Here is a 17063-nt window from a genome sequence, read left to right as displayed (position 1 = left end):
AAGGGATACTGAACCCATGTCCGACCCCGACCAAGCGGCCACCGGCGCCGACCCCCAGACACTCGCGTTCGTCGAGGACTTCGCACTCGCCATGGAACGCCTCGGGCTGGTCCGCATGACCGGCCGTGTCATGGCCTGGCTCCTGGTGTGCGACCCACCCGCTCAGACGTTCGGGCAGATCGCCGAGGCCCTCCAGGCATCCAAAGGTTCAATTTCCACCGCATTGAAATTTCTGACCACCGCAGGGTGGGTCGGCAAGACCTCCAAACCGGGAGTGCGCGGCGACTTCTACACCATCCGATCCGGCGCGATGGCCGACCTGATCAAGCAGCAGAGCGGCCAGTACGCGGTCTTCACCCAGGTGACTGCCCGCGGCCTCGCCCTGTTCGAGGACGCACCGCCCGAGCGGAGCGAGCGCCTGCGCGACATGCACGAGTTCTTCTCCTGGCTCGCCAAGGAGCTCCCCGCGCTCATGGACCGCTGGGAGACCGAGCGAGCCTGAGCGACTGAGTCTCTGTGTCCTCTAGGGGCGGAAGCGGTAGCCCATGCCCGGCTCGGTCAGGAAGTGCACCGGCCTGGGAGGATTGGCTTCCAGTTTGCGGCGGAGCTGGGCCATGTACTGGCGCAGATAGTGGGTCTCGGTGTCGTACTTCGGACCCCAGACCCGGTGGAGCAGTTCGTGCTGACTGACGAGCTTCCCCGGATTGCGCAGCAGGATCTGCAGGATCTGCCACTCGGTGCGGGTCAGGTGGATCTCCTCCCCTTCACGGTCGACCCTCTTTGCGGCGATATCGACAGTGGCCGAACCGATCACCGTGATCGGCGATTCGTTGCCAGGGCCCACGCGTCGCGTCGCGGCGCGTACACGCGCGAGGAGTTCGCCGATGTCGAACGGTTTCGTCACGTAGTCGTCCGCGCCCGCGTCCAGGGCGGCGATCTTCTCGGCGCTGGCCGCGCGGCCCGACAGGATGAAGATCGGCGTCTTGGACCAGACGCGCACGCCCTCGACCACCTCCCGACCGTCCATATCGGGCAGTCCGAGGTCGAGCAGGATGAGATCCGGTTTGACCTCCGCGCCCTTGCGCAGTGCTTCGGTGCCGGTATCGGCAGTGGCCACCTCGTAGCCGTGGGCGGTCAGGTTGATGCGCAGCGCCCGGAGGATCTGCGGCTCGTCGTCGACTACCAGCACCCTGATCATTTGTCCCCGCTCTCGTTCTCGCGGTGGTCCTCGAGTCGTAGCAGCGCCAGCACCATCGTCAGGCCTCCGCCGGGGGTCGCCTCGGGCAGGAGTGTGCCGCCCATGGCCTCGGCCAGGCCCCGCGAGAGCGCGAGTCCTAGTCCGACTCCGGTCGTGTTGTCGCGGTCGCCGAGTCGCTGGAACGGGCGGAACATCGTCTCGTGGTCCTCGTCGGGGACGCCCGGGCCCCGGTCGATCACCCGCAGTTCCACCGTTCGCCCATGCGCGCCCGCCACCAGCTGCGGCGGCTGGTCCTCCGGACTGAACCGCAGGGCGTTGGCGATGACGTTCACCAGGATCCGCTGCAAGAGGCCCGGATCGGCCGCTACTTCGGGCAGGTCCACGGGGATGTTGAGCCGCACGTCAGCAGCCTGCTCGCCCAGTTCGTCCAAGGCGGTCGGCACTGCTTCGTCGAGTGCGATCGGCACCGAGTTCGCACCGAGCACGCCCGCCTGGAGGCGACTCATGTCCAGCAGGTTGTCCACCAGGCTCGTCAGCTGCGCCAGTGACTGCTCGGCAGAGTCCAGTAGCTCCTGCCGCTCTGCGGGTGTGAACAGATTCTCGCTGGCTTTCAGGCTGGAGACCGCGACACGCACCGACGCGAGTGGCGTCCTGAGATCGTGCGAGACCGCTGCCAGCAGCGCGGTCCGCAGCTTGTCCGCGTCCGTCAGCCGCTGCACCGCCTTGGCCTGATGCTCCAGACGCTCGCGCTCCAGCGCGGCGGCCGCATGCATGGCGAACGCCTGCGCGATTCGCCGGTCCGCCGCCTCGAGCATGTGCCCCTGCAGCGCGAGCGCGAGATCGTCGTTGATGGGGATGTCGTTGTCCGCGTCGCCGGGATTCGCGCGCGCCTCTCCAGCGCACGCGACCGGCCGCCAGGACTTGGCCTCGTGCCGCTCGTCGGGTCCCGCGCCCGGCTCGGTCCGCTCCAGCAGCGTCACCGAGTCCAGGCCGAACGTCTCCCGCAGTTGTTCAAGGAGGTCGTCGAGGCGGTTGCCGCCGCGGAGCACGTTCCCGGCGAGGGTGGCGAGGGTCTGCGCCTCCGCACTGGCCCGCGCCGCCAGGCGTGCCCGCGCGGCCGACAGGTTCACGACCGCAGCCCCGCCGAGCGCCAGCGCGACGAAGATGAACAGGGCGATCAGCTGCTCCTGGTCGTTGACCTTGAACGTGTAGTACGGGACGGTGAAGAAGAAGTTCAGCAGGAAGAACCCCAGCAGCGCGGCCAAGAGGGCGGGCCACATGCCGCCGGCGAGGGTCAGCCCCATGACGGCGGTGAGGACGATGAGGATCATCGTGGTCAACGAGAGTTCTTCGTGGAATGGGGTCAGGGCCGCCACGAGCGCTGGAATGCCGACGACCGCGAGGAGCATGCCGAGGCGGCGTCGGCCGGTGCCGATGAGTCCGCGGCCCGGGCGCGAACGCCGGACATTCGCCACATGCTCGTGCGTGACCAGGTGGACGTCGATCGGGCCCGACTTCGCCGTCGTGGTCACGCCGACGCCGCGGGAGATCGCCTGCGCGAAGCGCCCGCGCCGGGAGGCCCCGAGTACGAGCTGCGTCGCGTTCACCCCGCGCGCGAACTCCAGCAGCGCTTCAGGGATCGCATCGCCCACCACCTGGTGGTAGGAGCCTCCGAGGTCTTCGACGAGGTTCCGCTGCTGGGCGAGGTTGCGGGCGGCGCGGGCGCTGGTAAGCCCGTCGCCCGAAGCGATGTACACCGCTCTGAGGTCCGCACCGCCTGAGCGGGCGGCGATGCGGGCGGCGCGGCGAATGAGGGTGTCGCCCTCGTCGCCGCCCGACAGCGCGACGACGACGCGCTCTTTGGACTCCCACATGTCGGTGATGTCCTGGTCGGTCCGGTACTGCTCCAGCTGATCCTCGACCTTGTCGGCCAACCACAGCAGCGCGATCTCGCGCAGGGCCGTCAGGTTGCCGACGCGGAAGTAGTTCGACAACGCCGCGTCCACTTTCTCCGGCGGGTAGATATTGCCGTGAACCATGCGCCGGCGCAGTGCCTCGGGGGTGATGTCGGCGAGTTCGACCTGTTCGGCGCGGCGCACGACCTCGTCCGGGACGGTCTCGCGTTGCGGCACACCGGTGATGGCGGCGACGACGTCGTTGAGGGATTCGAGGTGCTGGACGTTGACCGTCGAGATGACGTCGATGCCGGCTTCGAGGAGTTCGTCGATGTCCTGCCAGCGCTTCTCGTGGCGTGAGCCGGGCACGTTGGTGTGCGCGAGCTCGTCGACGAGCGCCACTGCCGGGGCACGGGCAATGACGGCGTCGACGTCGAACTCCTCGAAGGACGAACCGCGGTACTCGATCGTCCGCCGCGGAATCACCTCGAGGTCGCCGATCAGCTCGGCGGTCGAGGGCCGCCCGTGGGTCTCGACGAAGCCGATGACGACGTCGGTCCCGCGGGCGGCACGGCGGTGGGCCTCTTCGAGCGCGGCGAAGGTCTTCCCGACGCCGGGTGCGGCCCCGAGATAGATCCGGAGTTGTCCACGTGTCGTAGCCACAGTGCTGATGAATCCTCTCGGGGCCGGTGTGGTCCCTGTTCTTTCAGTTAAGCGGAAATTGTTCGTCGAGTGCGAGGTTGAGCTCGACGACGTTCACCGCGGGCTCGCCCATGAAGCCGAGGAACCGGCCGGTGGTGCTGTCCTCGACCAACGCTTCGATGTCTTCGGCGCTCGCGTCCCGCTCGGCGGCGATCCGCTCGACCTGCAGTTCCGCGTACTCGGGGCTGATGTGCGGGTCCAAGCCCGAACCCGAGGCGGTCACCGCGTCGGCCGGGACGGCCGGCTCGGCCGGGGCGTCTCCTTCGATCGGAGTGATGACCGCAGCGGCGTAGGAGGTGCCGTACTCGGCGCATTCGACCTGCACGCCTTCGTACTCGTGGAGGAACGGCGCCTCGGTCGTGCCGCAGGCTTCGTTGAGGCTCACCACGCGGGTCACCTCACCCGAGGTGCCTTCGGAGTAGAAGACGCCGAGGACTGCGCCGACCGCGCTTGCGCCCGAGGGCGCGCAGTACGGCCGCGAGCCGTCGACGCCTTCGCGCTCCCCGATGGCGAACGACCGCTCGCAGACCTTCGTGAGCAGGCTCTTCGATGCGTTCGCGTCGCCGTCCCAGCCGAGGGCGGGGTCGGGCAGGGTGTCCACGACGTTTTCGGGCCCGATGTTCGAGGCGCCAGAAACGAGCGGGTCGTAGTCACCGGTCTCGCCGGCGGCCATGGACGGGCGCGACTGGAAGTAATCCAGGATCGCGTTCCCCTCCTCATCGGTGTAGGACTGCCCGATGAGGGAGGAGCCGATCACATTGCCGTCGGCGTCGTAGAGGAGCGACCCGTCGGCCTTGTCGTTCAGGCCGGGGATCTGGGCGACCGCGAGGACCGCCAGCGGATACATGATTCCAGTAAGGACGGTGAACACCAGGACGGTCCGAAGGGCGGCCAGGTGTTGCGTGATCCAGCGAGGTAGACGTGCCATTTATGCCATCCCTGGGATGAGCGCGACCGCGAGGTCGATGAGTTTGATGCCGATGAACGGGGTGATGATGCCGCCGAGGCCGTAGACCAGGAGGTTGCGGCGCAGGAGCGCCGAGGCTGCCCCGGGCTTGTAGGCGACGCCTTTGAGCGCCAGCGGGACGAGCGCGATGATAATGAGCGCGTTGAAGATCACCGCCGAGACGATCGCCGATTCCGGGCTGGCGAGGCGCATGATGTTGAGCGCGTCGAGCCCGGGGTAGATCACGGCGAAGATCGCCGGGATGATCGCGAAGTACTTCGCGATGTCGTTGGCGATCGAGAAGGTCGTCAGCGCGCCGCGCGTCATGAGGAGCTGCTTGCCAATGGCGACGATCTCGATGAGTTTCGTCGGGTCGGAGTCGAGGTCGACCATGTTCCCGGCCTCTTTGGCCGCCGAGGTCCCGGTGTTCATCGCGACCCCGACGTCGGCCGCCGCGAGCGCGGGGGCGTCGTTGGTGCCGTCGCCGGTCATGGCGACCATGCGCCCGGACTCCTGCTCGCGCTTGATGAGCGCCATCTTGTCCTCGGGTTTGGCCTCGGCGAGGAAGTCGTCCACGCCCGCCTCGGCCGCGATGGCCTTGGCGGTACGCGGGTTGTCGCCGGTGACCATGACCGTGCGGATACCCATGGCGCGCAGCCTCGCGAAGCGTTCGGCCATGCCCTCCTTGACCACGTCCTTGAGATAGACGACCCCGAGGACTTCGGCGGGGAACCCTTCGTGCCGTTCGGCGACTACGAGCGGTGTCCCGCCCTCGCGGGAGACCTGGTCGACGAGGTCCTCGATGCGCGGATTCGGGTCACCGTCGTTGTTCCTGACCCAATCGATGACGGAGGAGGCAGCGCCCTTCCGGATCTGCGTGCCGTCGACGTCGACGCCGCTCATGCGGGTCTGGGCGGTGAACTCGATCCACTCGGCGCCGGCGAGCTCGCCGGTGTCCCGTTCCCGAAGCCCGTAACCCTCCTTGGCGTACACCACGATCGAGCGGCCCTCCGGCGTCTCGTCGGCCAAGCTCGACAACTGCGCGGCGTCGGCCAGATGCGAGCCGGCGATGCCGGGGACGGCCAGGAACGCGGAAGCGCGGCGGTTGCCGTACGTGATGGTGCCGGTCTTGTCGAGCAATAGCGTGTCGACATCGCCGGAGGCCTCGACGGCCCGGCCGGACATGGCGAGCACGTTGCGCTGCACGAGCCGGTCCATCCCGGCGATGCCGATCGCGCTCAGGAGCGCGCCAATCGTGGTGGGGATCAGGCACACCAGTAGCGATATCAGGACGATTCCCGTAACGCCATCCTCGTTGAGGACGGCAGAGTTCGGGGCGGCGACCATGTAGTCCTTGGAGAAGATCGCCACGGGCTGCATGGTGACCACGGCCAGCAAGAAGATGAGCGTCATCGCCGAGAGCAGGATGTTCAACGCGATCTCGTTCGGCGTCTTGCGCCGCTCAGCACCTTCGACCAGTGCGATCATCCGGTCCAGGAAGGACTTCCCGGGTTCGGCAGTGACTCTGATGACGATCCAGTCCGAGAGGACCTTCGTGCCGCCCATGACCGCCGAGCGATCGCCGCCCGATTCGCGGATGACCGGAGCGGACTCGCCGGTGATCGCCGACTCATCCACGCTGGCGATGCCCGTGACGACGTCGCCGTCCCCCGGAATCGTCTCACCGGCGACCACCAAGACCAGGTCGCCTCGGTGCAATTCGGTGGCGGGCACGTCGACTGTGGCGACGTCGGGGGAGTCGATCTGATGGTCCTGCACTTGCAGTCTTCGGGCGACGGTGTCAGTCTTGGCCTTGCGGAGGCTGTCGGCCTGGGCCTTGCCGCGGCCTTCGGCGATCGCCTCGGCAGCGTTCGCGAACAGGACCGTCAGCCACAGCCACACGGTGATGGTCCAGGCGAACACGCCCGGGTCGACGATCGCCAGCACCGTGGTGAACGCGGCGCCGATCTCGACGATGAGCATGACCGGGTTGCGCCACATCAGGCGCGGATCGAGCTTGCGGAACGCGGCCGGGGCGGACTTGACCCACTGTTTCGGATCGAGCAGGCCGTTGGGGGCCTGTGCCTTCTTACGCGGCGCCACGGTCTTGAATGGCTTGGTTGCCATTGATGACATTGCGACGACTCCTATTGCAGGCCTTCGGCCAGCGGGCCGAGGGCGAGGACGGGCAGGAACGTGAGCGCGACGAGGACGAGGGTCACGCCGACGACCATGCCGACGAACAAGGGCTTGTGGGTGGGAAAGGTGCCCGATGTGGCCGGGACGGGCTTCTGCTTCGCGAACGATCCGGCGAGGGCGAGCACCAGGATGATCGGCAGGAACCGGCCGAACACCATGCACAGACCCAGCGCGGTGTTGAACCAGGGCGTATTCGCCCCGAAGCCTGCGAACGCGGACCCGTTGTTGTTCGAGGCCGACGCGAAGGCGTACAGCATCTCGGAGAGCCCGTGCGGGCCCGCCTCCTGCATGGACTCGAGGTTTTCCGGGACCGCGATGGAGGCGGCCACCCCTGCCAGGAGCAGTACCGGCGTCACCAGGAAGTACAGACTCGCGAGCTTGATCTCGCGGGCGCCGATCTTCTTGCCCAGGTATTCCGGCGTGCGTCCGACCATGAGGCCGGCGATGAACACCGTGATCACGGCGAGGACGAGCATCCCGTAGAGGCCCGCGCCGACGCCGCCGGGAGCGACCTCGCCGAGCATCATGTTGAGGATGAGGACGCCGCCGCCGAACGCGGTGTAGGAGTCGTGGAACGAGTTCACCGAACCGGTGGAGGTCAATGTGGTCGCGGCCGCGAACAGCCCGGAGTCGGGAACGCCGAAGCGGACTTCCTTGCCTTCCATCGCTGCGGACACGGCCTGCGGCACGGTGCCGTTCGCCAGGTTCTCGAAACCGACGACTAGGTTCACCGAGACAATCGCCAGGACGCCCATGACCGCTGCGATGGCGTAGCCCTGCCGGTTGTCGCCGACCAGGCGCCCGAACGTGCGCGGCAGCGAGAACGGGATCACCAGCAGCAGGTAAACGATGAGGAAGTTCGTCCAGCTGGTGGGGTTCTCGAACGGATGCGCCGCATTGGCGTTGAAGTACCCGCCGCCGTTGGTGCCCAGGTCCTTGATGGCTTCCTGGCTGGCGACGAGCCCGCCGGTGAGCGACTGCGTGTCCCCGGCCGCGGTGGTCGCGGAGGTGACGTCGGTGAGGTTCTGGACTACACCACCGGCGATGAGCACGATCGCGGCGACGAAGCTGATCGGCAGCAGCACCCAAAGGACGATCCGCGTCAGGTCGACCCAAAAGTTCCCGAGCTTGTCCGTGGCCTTCCGGGCGAACCCGCGCACCAGGACCACCGCGACGGCGATGCCCACCGCGGCCGACACGAAGTTCTGCACCGCCAGGCCCGCGGCCTGGATCAGGATCCCCATGGTCGCTTCGCCGGAGTAGGCCTGCCAGTTGGTGTTCGTGGTGAAACTGACCGCGGTGTTCCAGGCCAGGCCCGGCTCAACCCCGGGGAACCCGTTGTCGAGCGGCAGCCAGTGCTGGAGGCGCTGGAACAGGTAGAGCAAGACGATACTGACGGCCGAGAACGCCAGGACGCTGCGCGCGTACCCGGCCCAGTTCTGCTCGATGCCGGGCCGCGCGCCGATGACGCGGTAGATCCCGCGCTCGACCTTCCGGTGGTGCTCGCGAGTGGCGACCCGGTACATGTAATCGCCGAGCGGCTTGTAGGTTGCGGCGAGGGCCGCGATCATCGCGGCGATGAAGATGACGCCCGCGGTGGTCTCGCTCATCAGAACTTCTCCGGCTTCAGCAGGGCGTACACCAGGTAGGCGCCGACGAGCACGGCGAGGACGAGACCGATGGCGTTGACGGCGCTCACAGCTTCTCCACCGCCTTCACGATGAGACCCAGGACGACGAAACAAACCACCGTCAGGGCGAGATATGCGAGATCGGGCATCGAATCCTTCACTTTTCAAGCAGGGGGCGCGGCCGTTGCCGCGTCGCCGACTCGGGGGATGGAGGTCGGCGAATCCGAGTGAACGCCCGCACGCTTCGATTGCCTAGAGTGTTTGACGGCGTCCATACGAGCCGAGGTGAATCCTTACGCGGTCTTGACGCCCTGCCTGCTGAAACACGGTACGACCCGGGCGGCTCCGGCGACGCACACGATCGCGAAGATGATGGCGAACGGCACGAACAGGCCCTACTTGCTCACCTCGTCGGCCCACGCGCGGGCCGCTCGTCACCGAGGAACCGCGACTGCGCACAGCCTCGAGCCGAGCCGCGTCATCCGCTGGCTCTTGACCGGCTCCAGCCAACACGACGCACTTCTGGCGGGCTTCCGGCGCCCCTCAGCGCAGACGGGCGCGGTATTCAGCGAGTTCCAGGCGGTCGAGGCGCGGCACCGCGGTGATCTCGGCGGTGAGGACTTCCTCGCGGGTCTCCCCCGCGGTCAGGTGGATCGTCCGCCGGAACACGGCTCTGTCCAGGTCGACGACCGTGTGCGGGCCGATCTGCCGATGCGGCACCGCGACGCGCACCACCAGTTCGTGCTCGCCGGGCTGGAGCTGCAGCCACATCCGGGTCCAACTCGCCCGCACCGCCTTGCCGTCGACGAACACCTCGGGAGCGGGGACCCATGGCCTGCAGCCCGGTGCTTCGGGTTCGCCGATGCGAATCGCCCGCCACCGCTGCATCACGCTCAGCTTCCCGCCTCCTGCGAGCGCCGCCAGCACCTCCGGTGGATACGCGTCGATCATGAATCGCAGGTGGAGCCCGAGCCCGGCCCATCCCGGTGCGGGTGCGATCCGTTCGGGCGCATCGGCATCGAGGATGCGGAGTCCCTGCGGGTCCCGATCCGCAGGCGCATCGGCCACCATGACCCTGCGCAGTCGCGCCTGCTTCGCCAGTGATCCGGCGATGACGGCGACGCCCACGCCGAGTCCGACCGCGATGGCGCCGATGACGGCCGTGTTGCCGATGGCGGACGAGAACCCGGACGGGTTCGCGAGCGCCGCCGCGGTCGCACCGCCCATGAGCGCCATGCCGCCCAGGACGATCAGGAAGTACCAGCCGGTGCTACCCGGACCGCGTCGCCGCTCGCGGAACCGCGTGAGGTCGTAGGCCTGGTTGCCGGCCTCGTAGTGGCGGTGGGCGCTGGCGCCGATGACGCTCGTGTAGTCGAGGTCGATCCGTTGGCCTCGTTCGAGGTTCACGGTCTTGTAGCAGCGTGAATGGCTGCTGGTGACCGCGATCAGGTGCTCGCCCGGCGGCAGCGTGAGCTTGGTCGTCCCCCAGCCCCATGAGGCCGGAACGCCGTCGACGCTCACGAGCGGGACCAATGGCCGTGAGACTTGGAGCGAGGGGTTCCATTCACGTGAGTGCTGGTTCCCCCAGGCGGTGCGGACCACCACCATGGCGTTGGCGGCATCGGTGTCACTCGGTGACAGGTCGATCCGGCGCCCGGCCTGGACCGCCACGGCCGCATCGGGATGCGGCCGGGCGGCCCAGGCGCGGAACGGCGGGAAGGTCTTGAACGCGGTGAAGCGTCGCGTCCCCGGCAGCACCGGCCAGCAAACGAGCAGCGCGATGGCGAGCAGTCCGAAGACCCACCCAATGAGGTCGTCAGTGCTCATGCGCTACCGGTCTCCCTTGGTCCAATCGTTCAGCCCCAGTCGGGGGCGTCGTCGTCGGCCCACCCGGGGGCCTCGATCGTGGGGATGAAGTCGAGGTTGCCCGGGTCGAGGCCGGTCTCCGCCCGCGGGTCGTTCTTACCGTCGACGCTGCCGTCCTGGGCCATGTCATTGACGTTGAGCCCGGTGTTGTAGACGCCCTGGCCGCCCATGAACAGGTGAGCGAAACCGGGGGCGACGTGCTTGCCGCCCGAGGGCGCCATCGCGTTCCGCAGCCCCAACTGAGCGAGCCCTTGCGCCATGTTGAACGCGGTGGGGCCGACCAGCTCGAGGGGGTTGACCACGTTGCCCTGGGTGGCGAGGACGGTCCAGGAGAGGCCCATGCCCGCCCCGATCCCGGCGGCGAGCCCCTTGCCCAGCACCGTGAGCGCGGTGTCGAGGGCCTTCAGGATGGTGAGACCGGTGGCGGCGACGGTCATCGCCGCCGCCCGGACCGCCTGGGCGGCGGCCGCGGTGAGCGGGAACGCCTGGAGCGGCCAGTACACCAGCGCCATGGCCATGAGGATCATCGCGAGGGCCGTGTAAGCGGTGACCATGACCGCCAGCAGGGCGGCGATGGAGAACAGGCCGATGCCGACCTCGATCGCGAAGGTGGCGATGGTCCACAGCTGGGTCTGGACTTTTCCGGCCTGGTCGATGAAGGCCTGGCAGTCGTCCCCGTCCCAGGATTCGGCGTCCATCGCGTCGATCTCGTCCTGAAGGGCCTGGGCGGCGGTGATGTACTTCTCGGCGAGCTGGAACCAGTAGGCGCCGACCATCATGATCTGGCCGGGGTTGCACTGGTTCATGTAGATGATGCGGGCGATCTGCGTGCAGCAGGGGCCGAAGGTGAAGGCGGGCAGGACGATCTCGACCGCCGCGGCCGGGGCCATGACGGCGAAGGTGTCCATCATGCCCTGGAAGGACTCGGGTTCGGGTGCACCGATTGACATCGAGCGGTTCCTTACGGTTCAGAGGGATGCGGTGGTCACTTGAAGTCGGCGGCGCCCGCCGCGTCGGCGTCCTCCCAGGCGGTGGCGCAGCCTTCGAGGTTGTCGTTCATGGTCTGGAAGCACTCGGCGGCGCCCTGGACCATCTCGTTCATGTAGCTCACGGCCGTGGTGTAGACCATGGCGAGCGAGGGGTCGACGGACGTGTACAGCGCCTGGTCGATGCCGCGCAGGTTCGGCAGGAGCTCGTTGGCCTCCTCCAGGGTGGGGGTGACGTTGCTCTTGATGTTGGTGCCCAGTTGGCGGATGGTCTCGGGGTCTACTTTCGGCATGTCGTCCTCACTGTCCTCGAAGCCGGCGGATCTGTTCATCGTGGTCTTGGCGCAGGAACGCCGCCTGACCGATCGATTTGCGCGCAAATGCCCGGGCCTCGGCGGGCATGCCGTCGACCTGGTCCATGGTCAACGGGAGCCCCATGGCGTCGATGCCCGCACGCTGACGCTCCGCCAGGTCCTGGGCGGCGCGCGCGGTGGTCTCGTTGATCTCCCGGGCCAGGGCGTCCGGGCCGAGCTCGCGGGCGTGGATGCCGAGCAGGAGGCGGGCGATCGGGTATTCGCCGTCGGACTCGACCGTCACGTCACCTTCGGGACTGGTGGCAGTGCCGATGGACTCGTCGAGCGCGGCCTCGGGTGCCCGGCCTCCCTGTGCGCCTTGGAATCGTTCAAGCATCGCGATCGCCATGTCGAGGTTGCCGATCGGGTATTCGGAGCTGAGCGCTGACCGCGACTGGACCCGCGGGTCCTCAGGGGGCAGATCGTCGTCGGCGCCGAACCGGGCCCGATTGCGCTCGATGACGGCGTTCAATCCGTTCTCCCGCAGGCCGTCGCGCAGGTCCTTGAGTTCAGCCAACGCATCGACGGCCGAACCTGGGAGCGAGTCCGCGGCGGACCGCGACGCGTCGGCGGCGTCCCGCGCGGTGTACGTGATGAGTTCGGCCAGATCGCGTGCGGGCATCCGCACGGCCTCCGTGGCGAGTCGGACGATCGGGGTCGGACTGCCGCCGTCCACGACGGTGACGTTGCCGCATCCGCTGGTGTAAGCGGGTGGTGCGGGGTCGATGTCGGTCATCGATGCTCCAGGTTTCGTTCGACGGTGGATAGGGCGGTCGGGCAGCGGCGGGCGAGGAGTGCGCCGCCGCCAAGAGCGCGAGCCCCCGAAGACGCCGTTTTGACCAGGCCCTGCTGCGCGGGGACGGTGAAGGCGAATTTGATGATGAGCAGGCTGACCGTGATCCGCAGCCGGATTGCGGTCGTTTCGGGTGCCGGGTCACCGGTCGTCCTTTCGGGTGAAGCGAGCCAGAGGGGCGTCGGGGTCAGCGAGCATGAGGGCTACGAGCGTGGTGACCGCTGCGGGCTGTTCGTCGGCGGCGAGGTGTCCGGCGTCGTCGATGACGTACAGGTCGACGCCGAGCTTGTCCCGGACCGCGGGTCCCAGGCGCGCGCGGGGCAGGAACCGGTCGTGGGCGCCGGTCGCGACGATCAGCGGTGCGCCGCGATGCCGAAGCAGGACTTCTTCCGGCAGCGGCGGCGGCGCGAGCGTGGACCGGCAATGAGCCGCGACCAGATGCAGCCAATGGGCGATCGCCTCCGGCGGTGAGGTTCCCGGCGCGGTGAAACCTTCCAGCATCGCCTCGGTCCGTTCGAGGGTCGGGGCGAGCAGCCACCACAGCGAGGGCACCATCATGCGCAGGTCCACGTGCAGGGGGACGACACCTGCCGGAGCGAGAAGCACTCGCCCGGTGATCCGGTCGGAATCGCACGACAACAGGACCGAGCCGCCCAGCGAGTGGCCCACAGCGGTCACTGGTTCGGCGTCGATCGCGTCAAGGACCGCGGTGAGCTTGCGCCCGTACCATTCCCGATGCGCCGCGCGGGGGCGCTCGCCGCTGCTCAGGCCCGGTTGACCGGGAAGGTCGACGAGAATGACGCCCCAGCGGCGCGCGAGGGACTCGGCGATGGTGAGGCTGCTGGCGGCGTTGAAGTTCGTGCCCGGTACGAACAAGACCCGGGCGGGTCCGACGCCGACGTGGGTCAGATGCACCTGGGCGTCACCGACATCGACCGTTTCGCGACGGTGCGGCACCTCCCAGGCGTCGAGCCGGGACCGGCACCACCGTGCGACGACTTCGCGGTCGGCCTTCGATTTGTAGAGGGTGCGCAAGCGGGCTCCGATCGTAGGGCAGTGGAAAACCACGCCGACCAGACTTCCCGGCACACCAGCCCCGACCCTACCGCAGTACAACAATTCACCAAACGGACCGTCTTTGGCCATGCACCTCAGCTAGCAGTTCAACTTTTCAATCATTATTGAAATTTCTGACCGAGCAGCGTACTGTCGGGATGATCCGCCGAAAGGAGACGCCATGAGCGGCGAACGCACCGGCCGTCACGATTACGCCGACGAGATCGGCCTCTACTTCGAGAACTACGGCCTCCCCCGCATCCCCGGGCGCATCCTCGGCTGGCTCCTGGTCTGCGAACCGCCGCACCAGACGGCCGAAGAGCTCGCCGAGGAACTGGACATCAGCCGCGGCTCGGTGAGCATGGCGATGAAGATGCTGGCGGCCAACAAGGCCGTCGTGCGCCACGCCGTCCCCGGTTCACGGCGCACCCACTGGCGGCTGCGCCCCGGCTTCTGGCTCGACGAGGCCGCTGAGAAGGCCAAGCAGGCTCGCGAGTGGATCAAGCAGACCGACCGCGGGCTCGACCTCCTGGCCGACGCGCCTCCCGAGTCCCGTCAGCGCCTCGAGGAGGCCAAGGAGATGTACACCTTCCTCGCCGAGCAGTACGAACGCATCGAAACCCTCTGGCACGAACAGCGAAAGCAGTGACCCCGTTGAGCCACGTCATCGACATCGAAGGCCTCACCTTCACCTACCCCAAGTCCCCCGAACCGGCCGTGCGCGGCATCGACTTCACCGTCGACGCCGGCGAGGTCTTCGGCTTCCTCGGCCCCTCCGGCGCCGGCAAGTCCACCACGCAGAAGATCCTCACCGGGCTCCTCACCGGCCACGGCGGCTCGGTCGCGGTGTGGGGCAAGGACCCCGCCGTCTGGAAATCGGAGTACTACGAGCGGATCGGGGTCTCCTTCGAGCTGCCCAACCACTACCTCAAGCTCACCGGCTTGGAGAACCTCCAGTTCTTCGCCTCGCTGTATAAGGGCCCCAACGAGGACCCCATGGCGCTGCTCGAGCGGGTCGGGCTCGCCGACGCCGCCCACACCCGCGTCGCCAAGTACTCCAAGGGCATGCAGATGCGCCTGGTGTTCATCCGCGCCCTCCTGCACCGCCCGCAACTGCTGTTCCTGGACGAACCGACCTCCGGCATGGACCCCGCCAACGCCCGCATCGTCAAGGACATCGTGGGCGAACTGCGCGACGAGGGCCGCACCGTCTTCCTCACCACTCACGACATGACCACCGCCGACCAACTTTGCGACCGGGTCGCGTTCGTCGTCGACGGGCGCATCGCCGCCTTGGCCTCCCCCACCGAGCACAAACTCTCCCGCAGTCGGCGCCAAGTCACCGTCACCTACCGCGCCAGCGACTCAGACGACCTGGCCACCAAGGACTTCCCGCTCGACGGACTCGGCGGCGACGAGGCGTTCCGCTCGCTGCTGAACGACGCCGCGATCGAATCCGTGCACTCCCAGGAGGCCGACCTGGAGGACGTCTTCATTGACGTCACCGGACGGAAGCTGTCATGACCGGCGTCCTCACCCAGGCCCTGCGGCTCGAGGTGCGCCTGCAATGGCGGTACGGGTTCCTGTACGCGGCGGCGTTCTCGGCGCTCCTCTGGGAGGTCGTCGTCTACCTCATCCCCGGGCAGCTCAAAGCCGCCTCGATGACCTACATCATCTTCGGCGACCTGGCCCTGGTCGGGTTCTTCTTCATCGCCGGGGCCGTGTTCTTCGAACGCGGCGAGCGCACACTCTTCGCACTCCTGGTCTCCCCCTTGCGCTTCCGCGCCTACTACACCGCGAAGCTCACCGCGCTCGCCGCGCTGAGCCTGCTCCTGTCGCTGATCATCGCGTTCTCAGGCGTCGGCCTCGACTTCGAGCCGTTCTCGTTCACGGCCGGCGTGGTGCTGTGCGCACTGCTGTTCCTGACGTGCAGTTTCATCTCCGCGACGCCGTTCACTTCGATCAGCGAGTGGATCATCCCGTCCACACTGGTGCTCGCGGTCCTCAATGTCCCGCTCATCAACTACTCGGGCCTGTGGGAACACCCGATCACCTACCTCATCCCGACCCAGGGGGTGCTGCTGCTGATGGGCCACTCGTTCGGCCGGGTCGACCTGGCCGCCTGGCAGTGGCTCTACGCCCTCGCGTACCCGGTCGCCGTGCTCGCCGCGCTCGGTCTCCTCTCTCGCAAGATGTTCGACCGGCACATCGCCGCCAGCGAAGGCGGTGAGTGACATGCCCAGCGCCGTATCGACCTTCGGCCGCAACGACCTGCGGAACATCCGCCGCGACAGCCTCCTCGCCGGGATCGTCTTCGGACCGTTCATCTACGCGGCCACGATGTGGCTGCTGCCCATGTTCACCCGTTACCTGGACCGCGACCACGGCTTCGACCTGGTCCCGTACTACCCGCTCATCCTCAGTGCCTTCATCGTGGTCGGACCGATCGCCGTCCTCGGCGCGGTCTGCGGGATGCTGCTGATGGACGACAAGGATCAGCGGACCCTCGCGGCCCTGCGGGTGACGCCCGCGCCGCCGATGGGCTACCCGCTCTACCGCGCGGCCACCACGGTCTCCGCTACCGCGGTCTCGCTCATAGCCGCGATGGCGTTGACCGGGCAAGTCCCGGCCGCGATCGTCGCCGCGTCCGTCCCGATCACCGTCCTGTGCGGACTCAATGCAGCGATGGTCGGCTTCGGCCTAGCCGCACTGGCGCGCAACAAGGTCGAAGGGCTCGCGATCGTCCGCGCGATCGGCATGCTGCTGTTCGGCCTCCCCATGGTGCCGTTCTTCTCCGACCACCCGGCGATGCTCGGCTTCGGCATCATCCCGACCTACTGGCCTGCCAAGGCCTTCTGGGAAGTCTGGGACGGCGGCAATCCGTGGCCCTATCTCGTAGTGGGAGCCGTTTACGCGGGAGTGGTCGGTTGGTGGCTGCTGAAACGACTCGCCTCGCAGAAGTACTGAACCCGTGGAGGGCGGGGCGCTTCCCGCCCGTCCTCCGCCATCCCCAGGGCCCGGGATCGCAAGGGCTGAGCACGAGTCGCGTTCGACGCTACGCTGTGGACATGCCCACCCCCGCCCCCTGGCTGATCATCACGTTCACCGCGATCGCCTGCGCGCTCGCCGTTAGCGCAGCCAAACTCGTGGTCACCCGCCTGCTGCTACGCGAGGTCGCGCTCAACGGCACCGACCACCGATCCCATGCCGAGCAAGGCTAAAGCCATCGGCGACTACGTCAGATGGCGCAACCAGAACGCCAGGCCCAAAACCAGATTCGCGATCAACTCCAAGATCCGCCACCCCGATTACCGACCCAACGTTCCCGGATAAGCCACTAGCACCGGCCCTGTGCCCGGGCTCAACTCGATCGGGCCTGCCGCATGGCCGCGATCTCGGCGGCGACGACCCCGGCGAGTGGAATGAGCGCCAGCCAGAC

At 67.8% G+C, this 17063-nt stretch carries 17 protein-coding genes; 6 read left to right on the top strand and 11 right to left on the bottom strand.

What is annotated here, in order from left to right:
- The first annotated feature begins 16 nt into the window (after positions 1 to 16).
- A complete protein-coding gene (locus tag QWI33_RS20545) occupies positions 17 to 502 on the top strand; it encodes a GbsR/MarR family transcriptional regulator (protein WP_289958299.1) in 486 nt (161 codons plus the stop codon).
- 21 nt (positions 503 to 523) lie between these two features.
- On the opposite strand, the gene QWI33_RS20540 is transcribed toward QWI33_RS20545, so the two are convergent.
- The 11 genes from QWI33_RS20540 to QWI33_RS20490 form a co-directional block, all read right to left on the bottom strand.
- Positions 524 to 1198, bottom strand: a complete 675-nt coding sequence (locus tag QWI33_RS20540; RefSeq protein WP_353895479.1) for a response regulator — start codon at positions 1196 to 1198, stop codon at positions 524 to 526.
- Positions 1195 to 3756 (bottom strand): sensor histidine kinase, encoded by a 2562-nt coding sequence (locus QWI33_RS20535; protein ID WP_289958301.1) that lies wholly within the window; start codon positions 3754 to 3756, stop codon positions 1195 to 1197. The genes QWI33_RS20540 and QWI33_RS20535 overlap by 4 nt, the downstream gene beginning before the upstream one ends.
- A gap of 43 nt (positions 3757 to 3799) precedes the next feature.
- On the bottom strand, positions 3800 to 4723 hold the full coding sequence (locus QWI33_RS20530) for a potassium-transporting ATPase subunit C (RefSeq protein ID WP_289958302.1): 924 nt from the start codon (positions 4721 to 4723) through the stop codon (positions 3800 to 3802).
- A complete protein-coding gene (kdpB, locus tag QWI33_RS20525; RefSeq protein ID WP_289958303.1) occupies positions 4724 to 6868 on the bottom strand; it encodes a potassium-transporting ATPase subunit KdpB in 2145 nt (714 codons plus the stop codon).
- A gap of 20 nt (positions 6869 to 6888) precedes the next feature.
- Entirely contained in the window at positions 6889 to 8550 is a 1662-nt protein-coding gene (gene kdpA / locus QWI33_RS20520) for a potassium-transporting ATPase subunit KdpA (protein ID WP_289958304.1), read from the bottom strand.
- Complete coding sequence (gene kdpF / locus QWI33_RS20515) at positions 8550 to 8639, bottom strand: K(+)-transporting ATPase subunit F (RefSeq protein WP_289958305.1); 90 nt, start codon at positions 8637 to 8639, stop codon at positions 8550 to 8552. The genes kdpA and kdpF overlap by 1 nt, the downstream gene beginning before the upstream one ends.
- Before the next feature lie 474 nt (positions 8640 to 9113).
- The gene (locus QWI33_RS20510) at positions 9114 to 10397 is read right to left on the bottom strand and encodes a hypothetical protein (RefSeq protein WP_289958306.1); all 1284 of its coding nucleotides are present in this window, start codon (positions 10395 to 10397) and stop codon (positions 9114 to 9116) included.
- A gap of 29 nt (positions 10398 to 10426) precedes the next feature.
- Complete coding sequence (locus QWI33_RS20505; RefSeq protein WP_289958307.1) at positions 10427 to 11386, bottom strand: hypothetical protein; 960 nt, start codon at positions 11384 to 11386, stop codon at positions 10427 to 10429.
- 35 nt (positions 11387 to 11421) lie between these two features.
- A complete protein-coding gene (locus QWI33_RS20500; RefSeq protein ID WP_270110192.1) occupies positions 11422 to 11715 on the bottom strand; it encodes a hypothetical protein in 294 nt (97 codons plus the stop codon).
- A 7-nt stretch (positions 11716 to 11722) separates the two neighbouring features.
- Entirely contained in the window at positions 11723 to 12511 is a 789-nt protein-coding gene (locus QWI33_RS20495; RefSeq protein ID WP_289958308.1) for a hypothetical protein, read from the bottom strand.
- Positions 12512 to 12709: 198 nt separating this feature from the next.
- Complete coding sequence (locus tag QWI33_RS20490; protein WP_289958309.1) at positions 12710 to 13603, bottom strand: alpha/beta fold hydrolase; 894 nt, start codon at positions 13601 to 13603, stop codon at positions 12710 to 12712.
- Positions 13604 to 13805: 202 nt separating this feature from the next.
- On the opposite strand from QWI33_RS20490, the gene QWI33_RS20485 reads away from it, so the two are divergent.
- From QWI33_RS20485 to QWI33_RS20465, 5 genes are all read left to right on the top strand, one after another.
- Positions 13806 to 14273, top strand: a complete 468-nt coding sequence (locus tag QWI33_RS20485) for a GbsR/MarR family transcriptional regulator (RefSeq protein ID WP_289958310.1) — start codon at positions 13806 to 13808, stop codon at positions 14271 to 14273.
- Between the two features lie 5 nt (positions 14274 to 14278).
- Positions 14279 to 15148 (top strand): ABC transporter ATP-binding protein, encoded by an 870-nt coding sequence (locus QWI33_RS20480; protein ID WP_289959008.1) that lies wholly within the window; start codon positions 14279 to 14281, stop codon positions 15146 to 15148.
- A complete protein-coding gene (locus QWI33_RS20475) occupies positions 15145 to 15858 on the top strand; it encodes a fluoroquinolone export ABC transporter permease subunit (RefSeq protein ID WP_289958312.1) in 714 nt (237 codons plus the stop codon). The genes QWI33_RS20480 and QWI33_RS20475 overlap by 4 nt, the downstream gene beginning before the upstream one ends.
- Before the next feature lies 1 nt (position 15859).
- The gene (locus QWI33_RS20470; RefSeq protein ID WP_289958313.1) at positions 15860 to 16591 is read left to right on the top strand and encodes an Rv2686c family ABC transporter permease subunit; all 732 of its coding nucleotides are present in this window, start codon (positions 15860 to 15862) and stop codon (positions 16589 to 16591) included.
- A 101-nt stretch (positions 16592 to 16692) separates the two neighbouring features.
- Positions 16693 to 16845, top strand: a complete 153-nt coding sequence (locus QWI33_RS20465) for a hypothetical protein (RefSeq protein WP_289958314.1) — start codon at positions 16693 to 16695, stop codon at positions 16843 to 16845.
- Positions 16846 to 17063: the final 218 nt, after the last annotated feature.

It is taken from the genome of Glycomyces tritici (assembly GCF_030403505.1).
The sequence above is the reverse complement of the archived record's forward strand: the minus strand, read 5'-3'. Positions and strand labels throughout refer to the sequence as shown.